The following is a 17,262-nucleotide window of genomic DNA, read 5'->3' on the forward strand; positions in this document are numbered from 1 at the left end:
CGGACAGGGTGCTTGGACACTTCATAACATTCGAAGGCGGAGAAGGGGCCGGAAAGTCGACACAGATCGAACGGCTCAAGACGTTTCTGGAAAGCTGCGGACAAAGCGTCATCGTCACGCGTGAGCCAGGAGGGTCGCCCGGAGCGGAAAAGATCCGGACGCTGCTGTTGTCGGGCGAGGCCCGGGAACTGGGCCCCAGGGGAGAAGCAATGCTCTTCGCCGCCGCACGCGCGGACCACGTCGACACCAAGATCAAGCCGGCGCTGGAACGCGGCGACTGGGTCCTGTGCGACCGCTACGCCGATTCAACCAGGGTCTACCAGGGCGAGGCCGGCGTCGACACCGATTACCTGAGGCTTCTCGAAACCGCGGCCGTTGCCGGGGTTCGCCCCGAACTGACGGTCCTGATCGACGTTCCGGCAAAGCTCGGACTTGGCCGCGTGGCCAGCCGCGCCCGTGAGGAAAACTCGGATGGACCGGACCGTTTCGAGGAAGAAGCGCTCGCCGTTCATGAGCGCCGGCGTCAATTGTTTCTGGACCTTGCGAACGAGGAATCCTACCGTTTCGCCGTGATCGACGGCACGGAAGATCCGGATCGTGTCGAAAGGGCCGTGCGGGACGCCGTTCTCAAAGCCTTTTCCAGCACGTTGAAGCCGGTGCGCCACGAGTCTGAACACGGGGCGGAGCCCGTCTGATGGCGCCGAGACGCGAGCCTGTCGAAACACCGGAGGTCGATGCGCTGCCGGGCGTGCCGCTTCCCCATGAACGTGACCGGTTGATCGGCCACACGGCGGCAGAAGCCACCCTGCTTGAAGCCTACCGGTCGGAACGGTTGCACCACGCATGGATCCTGGGTGGACCGAAGGGGATCGGCAAGGCGACGCTGGCCTTCCGCCTGGCCCGGTTCGCCGTCGCCCATCCCGATCGTTTCGGACCCGAGACGGCCTCAAAGAACACGCTCCGCGTCCCGGAAGATCACCCGGCTGCGCGACAGTTGAAGGGGGGCGGTCACCCCAACATCCTGCATCTCCGCCGTCCGTGGGACGAAAAGTCCAAGCGCTTCAAGAGCGATCTGCCGGTGGATGAAATTCGCAGAACGGTGTCCTTTTTCGGAACGACCGCATCGGCCAATGCCTGGCGCCTTTGCATTGTCGATGCCGCCGACGACATGAACATCAGCTCCGCGAACGCGCTCTTGAAGATCCTCGAGGAACCGCCCGAACGCTGCCTTTTTCTGGTGTTGAGCCATGCGCCCGGCCGGCTTCTGCCCACCATCCGTTCCAGATGCCGCAGGCTGGACCTTGCGCCCCTTGAACCGGAGGAAATCATAACGGGTCTGCGCGAACTCGCGCCGTCCGCGCTGCCGTCCGAAGCGGATCTCATGGAGATCGCGAAAACCGCGGACGGAAGTCTGAGGTCGGCGTTGACCCTTCTGTCGGGTGACGGTCTGACCATCGCCAAGGGGGTTCGGCAACTGGCTGAAACGGCAAAAGGGCTCGACTTGGCGGCAGTCCACGCTCTTGCGGATCTGGTCGCGGCACGCGGTCAATCGGACAATTGGGACAGCTTCCAGCACATCGCCGAGACCTGGCTGCATGCCCGTATGCGTCAGGCACTCAAGAGCGGTATCCCGAACGCCTTTGAATATGTCGGCCTTTGGGAGAAGACCAAAAAAGCCATCGGGGAAAGCGACGCCCTCAACCTCGACCGCAAACAGGTGGTTCTCGATTTCTTTCTGGCATTGCGTGGCTTGCAGGCGTTTTGAGATTTTTCGAAAGACCCGGCCCGGCCCCCGGTGAGCGCGAAAGTTGGAGACCCGCCCGGTTGGCAATTCCGAGCATTCCGTCTATCAGACTCACCTGACGTGCAGCTAAATACATAATTTCAAAATCACTGTGGACCTTTCATGATCGTTGACAGCCATTGCCACCTCGATTTTCCCGATTTCGACGGCGAACGTCAGGACCTGATCGCGCGTGCCCACGACGCCGGCGTCGATCTGATGGTGACCATCTGCACGCATATCAGGAATTTCGACCGGGTTCGGGAGATCGCCGAGACCTACCCGGAAGTCTATTGCTCTGTCGGGACGCATCCTCACAATGCGGAAGCAGAGCGCGGCATACCGGCTGACGAGATCATCCGTCTCGCCGCCCATCCGAAGGTCGTCGCCATCGGCGAGGCCGGTCTGGATTATTTCTACGACAAGGCCCCGCGAGACGCACAGGCCGAGGGACTGCGCATCCATATCGAGGCCGCGCGGGAGACCGGCTTGCCGCTCGTCATCCACTCGCGCGATGCCGACGATGACATGGCCGCGATCCTGCGAGAGGAAATGGGGAAGGGGGCGTTTCCTGCCCTCCTGCACTGTTTTTCCTCCGGCCGCGACCTTGCCCTGACCGGTATCGAACTGGGTCTTTATGTGTCTTTTTCCGGCATTTTGACATTCAAGCGCTCGGAAGAACTGCGCGAGATTGCCAGGGAATTGCCGGCGGACCGTTTGCTGGTGGAAACAGACGCGCCTTATCTGGCCCCGCAACCGAAGCGCGGCAAACGCAATGAGCCGGCCTATACGGCGATGACCGCCGCCGTACTCGCGGAGACACGGGGCGTTTCGGTAGAAGACATCGCCCGCCAGACGACGGAAAATTTCTTCCGCCTGTTCAAGAAAGTGCCCAGGTCGCACGTTCGGGAAGAGGCTGCCCACTGATGGGAACCGTCCTGACAATACTCGGCTGCGGGTCGTCCGGCGGCGTGCCCCGCGTCGGCAACGACTGGGGTGTGTGCGATCCGCTCGAGCCGAAAAACCGCCGTAAACGCTGTGCGCTTCTTGTGGAAAAGTTTGGGGAAAACGGGTGCACAACCGTGTTGATAGACACCGGCCCCGACATCCGGGAACAGCTTCTGAACGCTGACGTCGGCCGTGTCGATGCGGTTCTTTATACCCATGCCCATGCCGATCACCTTCACGGCATCGACGACTTAAGAGCCTTTTGGGTCCACACGGGCAAGAAAGTCCCGGTTTACATGGATGAGCCGACGTACGAGCGCGCGTTCTCAGCCTTTACCTACTGTTTTCAAACGCCTCACGGGTCGAACTATCCACCCATTCTGGAGCATTTCCCGATTGACCCGGAGTGTCCCGTGGTCATCTCCGGTGCAGGTGGAAGCATCGCTCTTGAACCGGTCCCCGTCATCCACGGCGATATCACCGCTCTGGGCTTCCGCATCGAAAACGCGGCCTATATTCCGGATGTCTCGGACATCCACGGTGAGAGTGCCAAGAGATTGAAAAATCTGGACTATCTCATTCTCGACTGCCTGCGGCGCCGTCCGCATCCGAGCCATTTCTGCCTTGACGATGCCTTGGCCTGGACAAAGGAACTAGCGCCTGAAAAAGCCGTTTTCACCAATCTTCACAATGACTTGGACTATAACGCACTCAAATCGGAACTGCCGGAATCGATTGTGCCGGCCTATGACGGCCTGCGCATCAACCTTCAAGATCCTGCCGAAGAGACCTTCCTGACAGCCGATGCGGGATAAGCCGCGTTACAAGCTGCCAACCGAAGACCGGCTGACCAGAGCCGCGGTCCATTATCTTGAGCGTTACCCGTCATCCGAGGTGAATTTACGCAAGGTTCTGGAGCGCAAGGTTCTCAAGGCCTGTCTGAGTCTCGATGAAGATCTCGAGACGTATTCAGACCTGGTTCGCACAGTCGTCGAGAAATGCGTGCGCGCCGGTCTGGTGAATGACCGGAGCTTCGCGGAGACCAAAACCGCAAGCCTCAGGCGGCGCGGCGCATCGAGCCGCAAGATCGAGGCGAAGCTCGCGGCCAAAGGCGTCGACCGGGAAACGATCCGCAGCGTTCTGGATCAGGACGCACAGACCGACGATGACGCCGCCAAGGCGTTCGCACGGCGAAAACGCCTTGGCCCATACCGCAAGGCAACCGAGCGCGAAGATCGCCGTGACAAGGATCTTGCCGCCATGTGCCGTGCTGGATTTTCATTCGAGCTCGCGCGCAGGGTCGTGGACGGAGAAATCGACACGGAAGCCGACGCATCCGGCGACGCTCCAGCGGGGGTATCCGCCAAGTGACTGATTTTCAGCGCCAAACACCCAATTAAAAATATTCCATAATATTGATTATGCGAATTTCGTTGGTAGGCGCTGTGTCGGTATCGCTTCTGGGGCTCACGTCCACTCTGCCCCGCATAGCGAATGCCTGACCGCACTTTCGGAAAACGGCCAGCGCCAAACCAGATATTATTTTGAGCCGGCGATCAGTTTTCTCACTTCCGGCACGGCAAACTCGAACAGAACCTTGATCGATGTCCGCCAGCTCTCCGGATCGTTGTAGCGGCCCGCGAACGATGCGACGACCAGGCCCGGGTCCGGCTCCACCGTCAATCTCTGACCGCCGTTTCCGACAGCGATGGCGACGACGTGGTTTTCGGGTCCGGCGATATACCAGAGGTACCCGTACCGGATCTGATCGCTGATCTTGACCTGCGGTTCGAATGAACGTGCCAGCCAGTCCGAAGACACAATCCTCTGGCCGTCATAAACGCCGTCCTGGGCGACCAGCCGGCCGATTTTCATCAGGTCCGGCAATGTAAGGCGCAGACCCGAAGCAGCGGAGGCCTCCCCATCCGCTCCCTTGATCCATTCATGGGTCTCGATGCCGAGCGGTTCGAACAACTTCTCCCGGGCATAGGCATCCAGGTCCAGTCCGGTTCCATCCGCAATCAGCTTTCCGATAAGCGCCGCGGCCCCGCCGCTATATCGCCAGGACTGACCGGGAGGTTCGACGATGGCTTGTTCGAGAACATAGCGATACCGGTCGGAAGCTCTTTCCATGGCGATTTCGCTGTTGCGCGGGTCCGAATATGGCAGGTCCTCGTTCCACTCCAGACCCATTTGCATTGACAGAACATGGGCCACGAGAATGCGTTCCCGCCCGGGTTCCCCTGCAAGGTCTGCATACTGCGGAAACAGCTTGTAAAGCGGTGCATCAGGGTCGGGAACCTTGCCGTCCGCCAAGGCAATCCCGTAGAGCAGTCCGACAACCGATTTCGTGACCGAGCGAAGATCATGGAGTGTTTCCGCCGAGTGCCTGCGCTCTCCAAGCGGATCGCCCCAGCGTTCGTCGGAGCCGGGAAAATAAACTTCCGCCAGGCGCTTGTCCTTGAAATCGATGATCGCCCCGTGGAGGCCCGGCAACTCACCCGCCTCGAAACTGTCTTTGAGTTTCCGATTGAGCGTCTCGGCCTGAGACGGATGCAAGACACTGCTCAAGACCAGAAAAACTGGCAGAAGAAAGTGAACTGACCGTTGAATCATTGTGGCCCTCGCCGACCGAAAAAGTTCTGCATGCGTGGCGGCGTGTTTTGGAACGCCATCAACAGGATCAGTGATAGGTTTCGTTGCCACCGAACATCCTTTTGAGAAAAGGTCCAAGAACACTTTGCGTCAATTCCCGCGGGATACGATGACCGCAATCGAAAACATTCAGGACGGCAGCTACTCCGGCATCCGCCAATGCGTCCGAAAATGCTTCGGCTTGGGTTACCGGAGCGCGGTCGTCGTATCTTCCGTGCAAAAGAAGGACGTCCGACCGGATCTTGTGCGCATGGTACAGGGCCGACCGAAGCCGAAAGGCTTCGTTCGACAGACCGGCCTCCGTTCGAATAGCCCGTCGCAGGCCCTCTGAACAATGAGCGATAACTTCCTTGAGATCGTAGACGCCGCTGGACAGGACGACGGCCCGCAGCTCCGGGAACCGGGACGCAACCATCGCCGATGCAACGGCGCCGCGGCTGTTGCCGTAGAGGACAACACGCTCAGGATCGACCGATGGCTGTTCCATCAAAAAAGACAAAGCAGCCATGATCGCCTGTTGAGTTTCGGGTCCGCAGAAATCTGGCGGTCCGTCGGACGCTCCGAAGCCAGGCTGGGAGACTGCGGCTGCCGTGATGTTCAACCGCGCAGACACACGCGCCAATATCCCGCTATCGACGGCTTCCTTAGCACCGATAAGACGACCGCCCTGATTGCCATGAACAAACAGCATGGCACCGCCATGAGGGGTGTTGCCCCCCTTTGCCTGGAACAGTTCAACCGTGTCGCCACCGTCCCGTTTAATCAGATGTCGTGAAACCACCACCAAAACAAATACCTCGGCCGACGTTGCGGCCGAGGATATGTTCTGCCGAATTCATGTCAATGTCTGGCTCGAGATCCACAGCGCCCCCTCACCGCCAAAATGACCGAAAACCGCCCGGAGCTCGGTTCATTGGCACGGCCGACAAGGATTAGGACTGACCTGTTCAAGGCAGAATTTCGTTTGCAAGTTCAGGGGACCGATCGTCCGGTCGCTCGATTGAAGCATTTCAAAAATCCAGCGTGACGATCCTGATTACGGCCTTCGCGAGCTAACTGTCACAGCACGCGACCTACGGTCTGTGGACATATAGGAGTCACAGACCCTGGGTGAAAACGGCTCCTGCCCCTGTCAGGACTCGTTGGACAGATCTGATGTTTTCATGGAAATTCTTCTAAACTCATCCGATAGACGTACGGCTGGAAAACATGGAAACGTCTGACCGAATTACCTACCGCCGCTCAACCGCCGACGACGCCGAAGCCGTCTTTGCGTTGGTCGGCGCTTCCGTTCGCACTCTGAGCCCGGATCCCTACCCTCGTGAAGTCGTAGCGACCTGGATGGCTGGACGTGCGAGTGACGACTATCTCGAAGATTGCAGGAATCAGCAGATCTGGATCGCGGAGCTTGGATCCGTGCCAATCGGGTTTGCCCATGGCGTGCCGGGAGAATTGAAACGCCTGTTCGTTGATGCCGATCATGCCGGAAGAGGTGTTGGCGCAGCTCTTTTGGAACGCGCATTGCGCGACACCACGCCTGATGGGCACGGGATCGTCAAGATCGAGGCCACTTTGAATGCCGCTCCCTTCTACGAAAAGTGGGGCTTCAAAGAGGTCGGGAGAAGCGTCTTTCCCGGACGGGATGAGGGCCTTCCCCAGATCGATGTCATCGTGATGTCCAATGACAGATGATTCCGCCCGGTCCGTTCCTGACCTTCGCGATATGCCTGCCGTCTGCGTATTCGTGAAAACAGCTTGAGTTCCGCCGGTCCCTCCCGCTGGCGCGGCAAGGTCAGGACCGGCTCGCGTCAATTCTGAAAATGCGGCCCCGTGTTCGTATCGACGACCTCGGGCGTGCTCGTTTCGACTTCCCCGTTCCAGCCGCCGCCAAGTGCCTTTTGAAGAAAGATATAGTAAGTGGTCAGAAGCACCCTGCTCTGGATCAGCGTATCCTCGGCGGAATACGTCGAGCGTTCGGCATCGAGCACATCCAGGAAGGAAACAGCACCGGTGGTGTAAAGTGAACGGGACAGTTCCGCAGCCTTCTTGTAGCTTTGCGCCGACTGCCTCTGGCTCGAAAGTCTCCGCCGTTCCTGGTTGAAGCCGACAAGCGCGTTTTCGACATCCTCGAGCGCTTCGAGTACCGATGCCTTATAGGCCAGGAAGTACTGGTCACGCTGCGCCTTGGTTACCTCCACGGCCGCGGCAAGTTTGCCGGCGTTGAAGATCGGCACCGAAAGGCTCGGCCCAAACGACCAGCTTATGGAGGAGTTCTTGCCGAGATCGCCGAAATCCGAGGCACTGGTCCCGATGTCCCCGGTCAGGCTGATCGACGGATACCTGGCGGCTTCCGCCTCACCGATCTGGGCCGTTGCCTGCGCGAGCTGGCGTTCGGCGAGCCGGACGTCCGGCCGGGTCAACAGGATGTTGGCCGGCACACCCGCCGGTATTGGTATCCGCGGCACCGGGATACGGCTGCTCTTGTTCAACTGCTTCGTCAGTGCCGTCGGCTCCTGTCCGGTCAGCACTCCGAGCCTGTGCTGTGCCGCGGCAAGCGATGTTTTCAACGTGGGGATGGCCGCCTCCGTGGATGCGGCCTGCCCTTTTGCGTTGGCGAGATCGACTCCGGAAGACGTGCCTGCATCAAACCGCTTTTGCGTGAGTTCGGCCGTGTCCCACTGCGATTTCGCCGTTCGCTGCGCAAGATGGATCCGCTGCTGGAAACCGCGCGCTTCCACGTAGTTTGTGGCGACGTCGCCAATCAGCGTCAGCAGCGTCGAGCGAAGATCTTCCTCCGCCGCGTCGATCCCGTATTTTGCGGCTTCCTTGGCCCTGCGGTTGGCCCCGAAGAGATCGATTTCCCAGGCCGCGTCGAAACCGCCGTTCCAAACCGTGCTGTAGTTTCCGGAGCCGGTGGACGAGCTGCCGGTTGACTTCGATCGGGTTACCGCCGCCGATCCGTCGAGGCTCGGAAAGAGGGACGCGGTCGTCTGCTTGTAGCTGGCGCGCGCCTCCCGAACCCTGGCCTTGGCCGATCTCACATCCAGGTTGTTGTTGATCGCGATCTCGATCAGTTGGTTCAGTTCCGGATCGTTCAGCCGTGTCCACCAGTAGGCCAGTTGCGGCACGCCGGACGGCGTCGCCTGGCTGGTGTTCGACCAGCGGCCAGGTACTGAAATATTGGGTTGCTGATAATCCGGACCGACGGCACAGCCGCTCAGCAATCCGGCGATCAGTAGCCCTGCCCCAACCGATTTAAGCGCCGTCTTAGACATCGCCACCCAAGTCCTGTTTTTCTTTCCGCCTTCGACTGAAGCGGTCCATTGTTTGAAAGGTCGTCATCCGGATTGCGCGTCGCCTCAAAGCGTTTCGCTCGACGGTGCACCACCCGGCAACACCGCCTTCTTGCCGCCGAAGACCCGCCGCACCGTCACAAAAAGCAGCGGCACGAAGAAGATGCCCAGGACGGTCGAAGAGATCATGCCGCCCATGACGCCGATGCCGATGGAGTTCTGAGCACCCGACCCCGCACCGGTCGCGATTGCGAGGGGCGTGACCCCCAGAATAAAGGCGAAGGACGTCATCAGGATAGGTCTCAGGCGTTGGCGGGCCGCGTCGAGCGTTGCTTCGATCAGGCCTTTCCCGCGGCTTTGCTGCTCGATCGCGAATTCAACGATCAGGATGGCGTTCTTCGCCGCAAGACCGATGGTGGTCAAAAGACCCACCTTGAAATAGACGTCGTTGGTCTGCCCGAAGAGCAACGCGGCCGCCAGCGCGCCGAAGATACCAATGGGCACGGACAGCATCACCGCGAAGGGGATCGACCAGCTTTCGTAGAGAGCTGCGAGACAGAGGAACACAATCAGGATCGAGATCGCGTAGAGAGAGGTCGCCTGATCTCCCGACAACCGTTCCTGGAAAGAGAGCCCTGTCCATTCATGCACGAATCCGGCCGGAAGCTGGGCGACAAGGTTGTCGACCTCGTTCATCCCCTCGCCGGAACTCGCACCGGTGGCCGCCTGCCCCTGCAACTCCACGGCCGACGAACCGTTGTAGCGCTCCAGCCGGGGCGAACCGTAGGTCCATCGGCTGGTGGCGAAGGCGGAAAACGGCACCATGTCGCCGTCGTCGTTGCGCACATGCCAACGGTCGAGATCGGAGGGCTGCATCCGGAAGGGCGCGTCCGATTGCACGTAAACCGGCTTGATCCGCCCCCGGTCCATGAAGTCGTTCACATAATCGGACCCCCAGGCAATCGACAGGGTGTTGTTGATATCGGTGATGGACAAGTCGAAAAGACGTGCCTTTTCCGTATCGATATTCACCTTGAAGAGCGGCTGGTCCTCCTGACCGTTCGGTCTGGTTGCCGTAAGCTTCGGGGACTGTGCCGCCATCCCGAGAAGCTGGTTGCGCACCTCGATCAGCCGGTCATGGCCCGCACCGTTGATGTCCTGAAGGTAGAACGTAAAACCATTGGTATTGCCCATGCCCTGAATGGCCGGCGGCGCCAGGGCGAAAACCCGGGCATCCTTCATCTGAGAAAACGCGCCCATGGCCCGCCCGGCGACCGCCTGAGCCGACAGCCGCGGGTCCTCGCGTTCCGCGAAATCCTTCATTCGCACGAAGGCGATGCCCACGTTCTGCCCCTGCCCGCCAAAGCCGAACCCGGCGACGGTGAAGACACTCTGGACGGCATCGGGCTCGTTTTCGAGATAGTGATTTCGGACCTGGTCGAGCACGGAGAGCGTTCTTCCCTGGGTCGCGCCGACCGGCAGCGTGATGCTGGTGATCAGGATACCCTGATCTTCCTGCGGCAGGAACGAGCTCGGCAAGCGGGTGAACATCCAGCCCATTGCGCCGGACACGCCGACAAACAGGATCAGAAAGACAATGCTCCGCTTCAGGATGAATCCGTTCGCGGCACGATAACCGTTGGCGCTGGCGTCGAATCCCTTGTTGAACCAGGCAAACGGTCCCCGGGCGTGCCCATGACTGCCGGATTTCAGAATTGTCGCGCAGAGCGCCGGCGTCAGGATCAGGGCCACCAGGACCGACAGGATCATCGCCGAGACGATAGTGATCGAAAACTGCCGGTAGATCACGCCGACCGAACCGCCGAAAAAGGCCATCGGCACGAAGACGGCGGACAGCACGACCGCGATACCGATCAGCGCTCCGGTGATTTCCTTCATCGACTTGCGGGTCGCCTCCCTGGGCGACAGCCCCTCCTCCGCCATGACGCGTTCGACGTTCTCGACAACGACAATGGCGTCGTCCACCAGAAGGCCGATGGCAAGCACCATCGCGAACATGGTCAAGGTGTTGATCGAGTAGCCGAAAAGCGCCAGCACCCCGAACGTGCCGAGCAGCACCACCGGAACCGCGAGCGTGGGAATGAGGGTCGCCCGGATGTTCTGCAAAAACAGGAACATGACCAGGAAGACGAGGACGACCGCCTCGATCAGCGTGTGCACCACCTTCTCGATGGACAATTCGACGAAGGGGGTGGTGTCGTAGGGATAGACAACCTCAAGCCCTGCCGGCAGCGTGGGGGACAAACGCTCGATCGTGTCGCGTACCCGTTCCGCCGTATCGATGGCATTGGCGCCGGTGGCAAGACTAACGGCAAGACCGGAGGCCGGCATGCCGTTATACGAGGCCAGCGTCGTGTAGCTTTCGTTGGCGATTTCCACCCGTGCGACGTCGTTAAGGCGCACGATGGCCCCCTCCTGGGAGCTCTTCAGGATGATGTCGCGGAACTGCTGAACCGTCTGCAGGCGGCTCGATGCGGTGACCGTGGCATTGAGCTGCTGGCCCTGGACCTGGGGAAGACCGCCGAGCTGACCGGCTGAAACCTGTGTATTCTGCGCCTCGATGGCGGAGCTGACATCGCTCGGCATCAAGTTGTATTTCAAAAGCTTTTCCGGATCGAGCCAGATTCGCATGGCATAGCCGGAGCCGAACAGGCGGGTCTCGCCGACACCTTCGACCCGTTTCAACGTGTCGTTCAGCGTGCTGTCCACATAGTCCGCGATGTCGGTAGAGGTCAGACGGCCATCCGACGACACAAATCCGATCACAAGCAGGAAGCCGGTCGTCGACTTGGTCACGGTGATGCCCGTGTTCTGCACGATTTGCGGAAGCTGACTGGTGACGAGTTGCAGCTTGTTCTGCACCTGCATCTGAGCCACATCCGGATCGGCGTCGTTGGAAAAGACCAGAGAAATCTGTGCCTGCCCGGTATTGGAGGATGTCGCCGTCATGTAGTCCAGGTGATCGATACCGGACATGCCCTGTTCGATCACCTTCGTGACGGAGTTTTCGACGGTTTCAGCGTCCGCCCCCGGATAACTGGCGTTGATGTTGACGGTTGTGGGCGCAATCTGAGGATACTGCGCGACGGACAAGGTGGTGATGGCAAGCGCGCCCGCAAGCATCGTCACGATGGCGATTACCCAGGCAAAAATCGGCCGGTCAATGAAAAACGCGGACATCAGTCGGTCGCCTCGCCCGCATTGTCCAGGGTTTCGCCGCGGCTTCCGACTTCGCCGGTGGTTTCGTCGATGGTGACAAGCACGCCGGTTGCCTCCTGGCCCGCTTTGACGAACAGCGTTCCTTCAACAATCACCCTGTCGCCGTCGGAAATCCCCTCGCTCACCAGCCAGTTGTTGCCGACATTGCCGCCGACCTGAAGCACGCGCTCTTCAACCTTGCCGTCCCGGCCGAGAAACAACGCGGTGGGCTCCCCCCTGGCATTGCGAGAGACAGCACGCTGGGGAACGAGATAGGAGTCCTGCGCCACCCCTTCTTCCACGACCGCCTGCACATACATGCCCGGCAGCAGCAGTCTTTCCGGATTTGCGAATTCAGCGCGCAGGGTATAGGTGCCCGTCGTCGGATTGACATAGGCCTGCGAGAATTCGAGCTTGCCGGCTTCGGGATAGTCCTCACCCGTCTCAAGAAGCAGACGGACCGTCACATTGTCTCCGTTGAGCTTGATCCGCCCTTCCCTCACCGCCTTCCGCAGATTGAGAAGGTTGGTGCTTGACTGGGTGACATCGACGTTGATCGGATCGAGCTGACGGATCGTGGTCAGGGCATCGCTCTGGTTGGCCGTGACAAGCGCGCCGACGCTCAGCGTCGAAGCCTCGATACGTCCGGAAATCGGTGCACGGATGACCGTATGATCCAGGTTGATTTTCGCGGTTTGAACATCGGCCTTTGCCGCCGCGATATCGGCTCTCGCCTGGGCAAGGTCGGCCAGCGCGTCCTCAAGTTCCTGTTTGGCAACCGCATTCTGCGTGATCAGTTCCTTGTAGCGGTCGACTTTCGTCTCGGCGCTTGGCAGAGCCGCCTCGGCCTTTTGCAGGGCGGCAACCGCGCTGTCGTGTGCGGCCTTGTAGAGTTCGTCATCGATCCGGTAAAGCACCGCATCGGCCTCCACTTCGGAGCCTTCCTTGAACAGGCGTTCCTTGATGATGCCGCTGACCTCGGGCCGGACCTCGGCGTCGAGCGAAGCCACTGTGCGTCCGGAGAGCTTGGCGGTGATCGCGACGGATTGCGGATGCAACTCGACGACACCGACCTCTGGTTTCGGTGCCGAACCCTGTCCCTGCTGCGCCTGAAGAGGGGCGGAAGCGGTGATTGCCGAAACAAACAGGCAGGCTGTCAGCGCCGCGCGGGAAAGGGAGGAGAAACGTCCCGAAGCGACGAAAGAGAATGTGCTAAGCATGTGTTGGAGCGAATCCTGTCAGGTACGCGACTTTTGTTGAGGTTTAGAAAACCCTCTGGTACCAATATTATTTGTGCAGTGCGGCAGTCAATCGAATTTCCGCAACAAAATGTAACGAACTGATTGGGAGGAGAAAATTTCCACGAAACCGAACAGAAATGTTTCGCAGTGTTCCGGTGAAGAGGCCTCCGTTCCTCGCGAATGCCGTCCTAGGGGCCGCCAGAAGGTCCATGACACCGAAACGCTCAAGTCAAAAATTCTGGATGTCGCTTTCCGGACGTTTCAAAAACATTCCTACAAGGGCTCGACCATGCTCAGGGTCGCTGCCAACGCGGGGATATCGAAGCGAACGCTCTACGAGGTCTTTCCGTCCAAACCGGAACTCTTTACGCAAATGGCCATCCGGCACCGGTCGAACGTGGTCGACCTGACGCAGATGGACGAGGATTGCCCGCTCGATATTGCATTGAGAAAAATCTTCAAGGTCGATCAGACCGACGCCGAGCATCAAAGACAGATCGATGAAATGCGCCTGTTTTTCGCCGAATCCATCGCGAACCCCGAACTGGGCGATCTGGTCAGGAAACACTGCGGCGCCGGCCTTCTCGATCTTCTGGCGGACTGGGTCGACACGCAGAAGAAGAAGGGAACGATCGTGACCTCCTCTCCGCGGGATACGGCTAAATACCTCATGGACATTCTCGTCGGCGCCCGGCTCTACCGGCCTGATTCACCTGAAGGCCCCTCAGGCATCTCCGACATACGAACCTACCTGGAACACAGCATCGCCCATCTGGTCCACGGCCTGCAGCCGCGCTGAGGGCCACCGAAACGCGCTCAATCGTCCCCCCGCCCTGTCCGGCCGCGCAGTTTCTTGACCTGGCCCCTTTGCTTCTTGGCATCGAGCCTGCGTCGCTTCGATGCCAGTGTCGGGCGCGTCGCCTTACGGGGTTTAGGTTTTTCGCTGGCCCTGCGCAGCAGGTCGAGCAGACGCTCCAGCGCATCTTCGCGGTTGCGTTCCCGCGTCCGGTGCCGGTCGGCCTGAAGAACGATTTCGCCCTGAAGCGTCAGCCGGCTGCCGGCAAGTTTCTCCGCACGCGCCTTAACCTCCTGAGGCAGCGTCTCGTTTCCTGCCAGATTGAACCGGAGCTGGACCGCCGTCGACACCTTGTTGACATTCTGGCCGCCCGGCCCCGACGCACGAATGAAATCCTCGGTAATATCGTCTTTGAGAATGAACAGGCGACCTGTCACGGAAATCCGCGACGCGGCAAACGGATCTTCCCGGCTGTCCGTCATTCCGCGCCTTGTTCAGCTTGCGGCCAGGTGATCCCGAGACCGTTTAATACGATCGCCGTGACCGATTGTTCCGTCTCCCGCAGGAAATCCTCGTCGCTCAGGTCCTTGCCCGTCAGCGCCTTGATCTGAACCGAGAAATCCGCGTAATGCTGGGTCGTTGCCCAGATCGTGAATATCAGATGGACCGGGTCGATGCGCCGTATCTTGCCCGCCGCGATCCAGTCTTCGATGACCTGGCATTTTTCATCCACCAGACGCTTCAGGTTCGTCTCGAGAATCGGCAGGATTTGCGGGGCTCCCTGCATCACCTCGTTGGCGAACAGCCTGGACGCTTCCGGATAGGTCGCGGACATCGCGATCTTTTGCCGGATATAGGCCGCCAGTTCGTCGGCCGGCTCCCCCTGAGGGTCGAGCGTTTTCAAGGGCGCGAGCCAGACCTCGAGGATGTGCGCCAGCGCCGCATTGTAAATCGCTTCTTTCGAGGGGAAATAGTAAAGCAGGTTGGATTTCGACATGCCGGCTTCCGCGGCAATCCGTTCAACCGTTGCTCCGGAAAACCCTTTCTTCGAGAATTCGCCCAGGGCGGCTTCCAGGATCAGGGAGCGGTTCTTTTCCTGAATGCGGCTGATGCCGCCGGTCTTGAAGGGTTCCCTGGACTGCTCGTTGAGACCTGTCATCTATAATTCCATTTTCGACCCCCGAAGGCCGTCCTTTTCATCGCTTTGGCTCAACAGCCGCATTCCTGTGTCAATCCAAAGGCTCCGGCAGCTCTCGATTGCCGCCATTCCTGTTTGACTGGAAATTAATCATGACGAATGGATTTGCATCTTGACCATTTGGTCAAATCGTTCCTAGTGTAAATTGACCAGATGGTCAGAAGCCTAGTCGATCGTTCTGCGGCCTGCAACGGGTAACGCTTGAAGGTTCGAACGGAAGAGATCATCATAAACAGAACCGGCGTCAACCGGTCCGGGCCATGGGGCCAACCAGAGAAAATCGGCGTTCGTTTGGAGGGCTACGCCTGCCTGACACGCTAAGGGAAAACACGGGGAGTGGTTCGTGCCGGGTGCCTGCTCGGAGCGGATCTGCAAACCGCTTCAGAACCAGCCGCGGCCGAACCTCTTGACGGCCGCAAGGAGGACGCATGTCATCTTCGGCATCTTCAGCTGCACCGAACCAGGCAGCCACAAACAATCTGGAAGCTTTCTGGATGCCGTTCACCGCCAACCGTCAGTTCAAGAAGGCGCCGCGCATGTTCGTCGCCGCCAAGGACATGCATTACACGACCGCGGACGGCCGCCAGGTCCTCGACGGAACAGCGGGTCTGTGGTGCTGCAACGCCGGCCATTCCCGGCCCAAGGTCGTCGAGGCCGTGCAGAAGCAGATCGCCGAACTCGACTATGCGCCCGCCTTCCAAATGGGCCACCCGAAAGCATTTGAATTGGCCGCCCGGCTCGCCGCCAAGATGCCCTCGCCGCTCGACCATGTTTTCTTCACCAACTCCGGTTCGGAAAGCGTCGATACGGCGCTCAAGATCGCGCTTGCCTATCAGCGCGCCATTGGCCAGGGAACCCGGACGCGCCTGATCGGGCGTGAACGGGGGTATCACGGCGTCGGTTTCGGCGGCATTTCCGTCGGCGGCATCGTTTCCAACCGCAAGACCTTCGGCACGCTGCTGACCGGCGTCGACCACATGCGTCACACACACGACCCGGAACGCAACGCTTTCTCGCGCGGCATACCGGAAAACGGTGCCGAATATGTGGAAGATCTCATCCGCATCATCCAGCTTCACGACCCGTCGACTATCGCCGCCGTGATCGTCGAGCCCGTGGCCGGATCGACCGGCGTGCTCATTCCGCCGAAAGGCTATCTGGAGCGCCTGCGGGACATCTGCACCGAACACGGCATTCTGCTGATCTTCGACGAGGTCATCACCGGATTCGGACGTCTCGGCTCGCCGTTTGCCACCGACTTCTTCGGCGTAACGCCGGATCTGGTGACCACCGCCAAGGGCATTACCTCCGGCGTCATTCCTATGGGCGCGGTCTTCTGCGCCTCCGGGATCTACGACGCCTTCATGACCGGTCCGGAACACATGATCGAACTGTTCCACGGCTACACCTACTCCGCTCACCCTCTTGCCTGCGCCGCGGCCCTGGCCACGCTCGACACCTATGAGGAAGAAGGTCTGCTCACGCGCGCGTCCGAGCTTTCCCAGCACTGGGAAGACGGCCTTCACGCCCTCAAGGACTGCCCGCATGTCATCGACATCCGCAACCTCGGCCTGATTGGGGCGGTGGAGCTGGAACCAATTGCCGGAGAACCGACCAAACGCGCGTTCTCAGCCTTCCTCAAGGCCTACGACGAGGGCCTTCTGATCCGGACCACCGGTGACATCATCGCGTTGTCGCCGCCGCTGATCATCTCGAAGGAGCAGATCGACGAGCTGTTCGACAAGCTGCGCAATGTACTGAACGCCATCGACTGATGAATTCCGGCGGCGGTCCTCAAACCGCCGCCGCTTTCCAGCTTTTGAGTGTGAGAGAGTAACGATGACAAGACCTCAGGCAACGGCCAGCCAGTTGATCGACGACGCGCGTGTCCGGGTGACTCGCTTCGATTTCGAGCCGGGCGCGGAAACCGGCTGGCACCGTCATGGCATGGACTACGTGATCACAACGCTGACCGAATGCCGCATGGTGCTTGAGGAGCCGGGTGGAGAGACCCGTGAGGTGCTTATCCCGGCCGGAACCGTCTACCGCCGCGACGAAGGCGTCGAACACAATGTGATCAACGGCGGGGATGTGCCCATGTCCTTCGTCGAAACCGAACTGAAATAGGA

At 59.9% G+C, this 17,262-nt stretch carries 16 protein-coding genes; 9 read left to right on the top strand and 7 right to left on the bottom strand.

Annotated features, from left to right (window positions below):
* Positions 1-8 precede the first annotated feature (8 nt).
* From tmk to JF539_RS09790, 5 genes are all read left to right on the top strand, one after another.
* Positions 9-695 (top strand): dTMP kinase, encoded by a 687-nt coding sequence (tmk, locus tag JF539_RS09770; RefSeq protein WP_207140094.1) that lies wholly within the window; start codon positions 9-11, stop codon positions 693-695.
* Positions 695-1,765 carry a DNA polymerase III subunit delta' gene (locus JF539_RS09775; RefSeq protein ID WP_207140095.1) on the top strand — a complete coding sequence of 357 codons (1,071 nt, stop codon included), beginning with the start codon at positions 695-697 and terminating at the stop codon, positions 1,763-1,765. The genes tmk and JF539_RS09775 overlap by 1 nt, the downstream gene beginning before the upstream one ends.
* A gap of 141 nt (positions 1,766-1,906) precedes the next feature.
* Positions 1,907-2,710, top strand: coding sequence for a TatD family hydrolase (locus JF539_RS09780; protein ID WP_207140096.1), 804 nt, complete (start codon positions 1,907-1,909; stop codon positions 2,708-2,710).
* Complete coding sequence (locus JF539_RS09785) at positions 2,710-3,546, top strand: MBL fold metallo-hydrolase (protein WP_207140097.1); 837 nt, start codon at positions 2,710-2,712, stop codon at positions 3,544-3,546. The genes JF539_RS09780 and JF539_RS09785 overlap by 1 nt, the downstream gene beginning before the upstream one ends.
* Positions 3,536-4,102, top strand: coding sequence for a regulatory protein RecX (locus tag JF539_RS09790; RefSeq protein ID WP_207140098.1), 567 nt, complete (start codon positions 3,536-3,538; stop codon positions 4,100-4,102). The genes JF539_RS09785 and JF539_RS09790 overlap by 11 nt, the downstream gene beginning before the upstream one ends.
* Before the next feature lie 168 nt (positions 4,103-4,270).
* Here JF539_RS09790 and JF539_RS09795 read toward each other — a convergent pair whose 3' ends face one another.
* Both JF539_RS09795 and JF539_RS09800 read right to left on the bottom strand, forming a co-directional pair.
* Positions 4,271-5,347, bottom strand: coding sequence for a serine hydrolase domain-containing protein (locus JF539_RS09795; RefSeq protein ID WP_207140099.1), 1,077 nt, complete (start codon positions 5,345-5,347; stop codon positions 4,271-4,273).
* Positions 5,348-5,414: 67 nt separating this feature from the next.
* Positions 5,415-6,173, bottom strand: a complete 759-nt coding sequence (locus tag JF539_RS09800; protein ID WP_209017068.1) for an alpha/beta hydrolase family protein — start codon at positions 6,171-6,173, stop codon at positions 5,415-5,417.
* Between the two features lie 422 nt (positions 6,174-6,595).
* Here JF539_RS09800 and JF539_RS09805 point away from each other — a divergent pair, with 422 nt between their 5' ends.
* On the top strand, positions 6,596-7,078 hold the full coding sequence (locus JF539_RS09805) for a GNAT family N-acetyltransferase (RefSeq protein ID WP_207140100.1): 483 nt from the start codon (positions 6,596-6,598) through the stop codon (positions 7,076-7,078).
* Positions 7,079-7,194: 116 nt separating this feature from the next.
* Here JF539_RS09805 and JF539_RS09810 read toward each other — a convergent pair whose 3' ends face one another.
* The 3 genes from JF539_RS09810 to JF539_RS09820 all read right to left on the bottom strand — a co-directional run bounded on the left by JF539_RS09810 (position 7,195) and on the right by JF539_RS09820 (position 13,118).
* Complete coding sequence (locus tag JF539_RS09810; RefSeq protein ID WP_207140101.1) at positions 7,195-8,661, bottom strand: efflux transporter outer membrane subunit; 1,467 nt, start codon at positions 8,659-8,661, stop codon at positions 7,195-7,197.
* A gap of 84 nt (positions 8,662-8,745) precedes the next feature.
* A complete protein-coding gene (locus tag JF539_RS09815) occupies positions 8,746-11,880 on the bottom strand; it encodes an efflux RND transporter permease subunit (RefSeq protein ID WP_207140102.1) in 3,135 nt (1,044 codons plus the stop codon).
* Positions 11,880-13,118 (bottom strand): efflux RND transporter periplasmic adaptor subunit, encoded by a 1,239-nt coding sequence (locus tag JF539_RS09820; protein WP_207140103.1) that lies wholly within the window; start codon positions 13,116-13,118, stop codon positions 11,880-11,882. Before JF539_RS09820 ends, JF539_RS09815 begins: the two co-directional genes overlap by 1 nt.
* A 259-nt stretch (positions 13,119-13,377) precedes the next feature.
* Between JF539_RS09820 and JF539_RS09825 the strand changes: the two genes are divergently transcribed.
* Entirely contained in the window at positions 13,378-13,938 is a 561-nt protein-coding gene (locus JF539_RS09825; protein ID WP_209017228.1) for a TetR/AcrR family transcriptional regulator, read from the top strand.
* A 17-nt stretch (positions 13,939-13,955) separates the two neighbouring features.
* Here JF539_RS09825 and arfB read toward each other — a convergent pair whose 3' ends face one another.
* Together arfB and JF539_RS09835 are read right to left on the bottom strand one after the other, a co-directional pair.
* A complete protein-coding gene (arfB, locus tag JF539_RS09830; RefSeq protein ID WP_207140104.1) occupies positions 13,956-14,417 on the bottom strand; it encodes an alternative ribosome rescue aminoacyl-tRNA hydrolase ArfB in 462 nt (153 codons plus the stop codon).
* Positions 14,414-15,094 carry a TetR family transcriptional regulator C-terminal domain-containing protein gene (locus tag JF539_RS09835; protein WP_207140105.1) on the bottom strand — a complete coding sequence of 227 codons (681 nt, stop codon included), beginning with the start codon at positions 15,092-15,094 and terminating at the stop codon, positions 14,414-14,416. Before JF539_RS09835 ends, arfB begins: the two co-directional genes overlap by 4 nt.
* A gap of 467 nt (positions 15,095-15,561) precedes the next feature.
* Between JF539_RS09835 and JF539_RS09840 the strand changes: the two genes are divergently transcribed.
* Positions 15,562-16,908: an aspartate aminotransferase family protein gene (locus JF539_RS09840; RefSeq protein ID WP_207140106.1), complete on the top strand. Its 1,347-nt coding sequence runs from the start codon at positions 15,562-15,564 to the stop codon at positions 16,906-16,908.
* A gap of 64 nt (positions 16,909-16,972) precedes the next feature.
* On the top strand, positions 16,973-17,260 hold the full coding sequence (locus JF539_RS09845) for a cupin domain-containing protein (protein ID WP_207140107.1): 288 nt from the start codon (positions 16,973-16,975) through the stop codon (positions 17,258-17,260).
* The last annotated feature ends 2 nt before the right edge of the window (positions 17,261-17,262 follow it).

Origin of the sequence: Roseibium aggregatum, from assembly GCF_017309185.1 — a bacterium.
Classification (GTDB): Bacteria; Pseudomonadota; Alphaproteobacteria; order Rhizobiales; family Stappiaceae; genus Roseibium; species Roseibium aggregatum_B.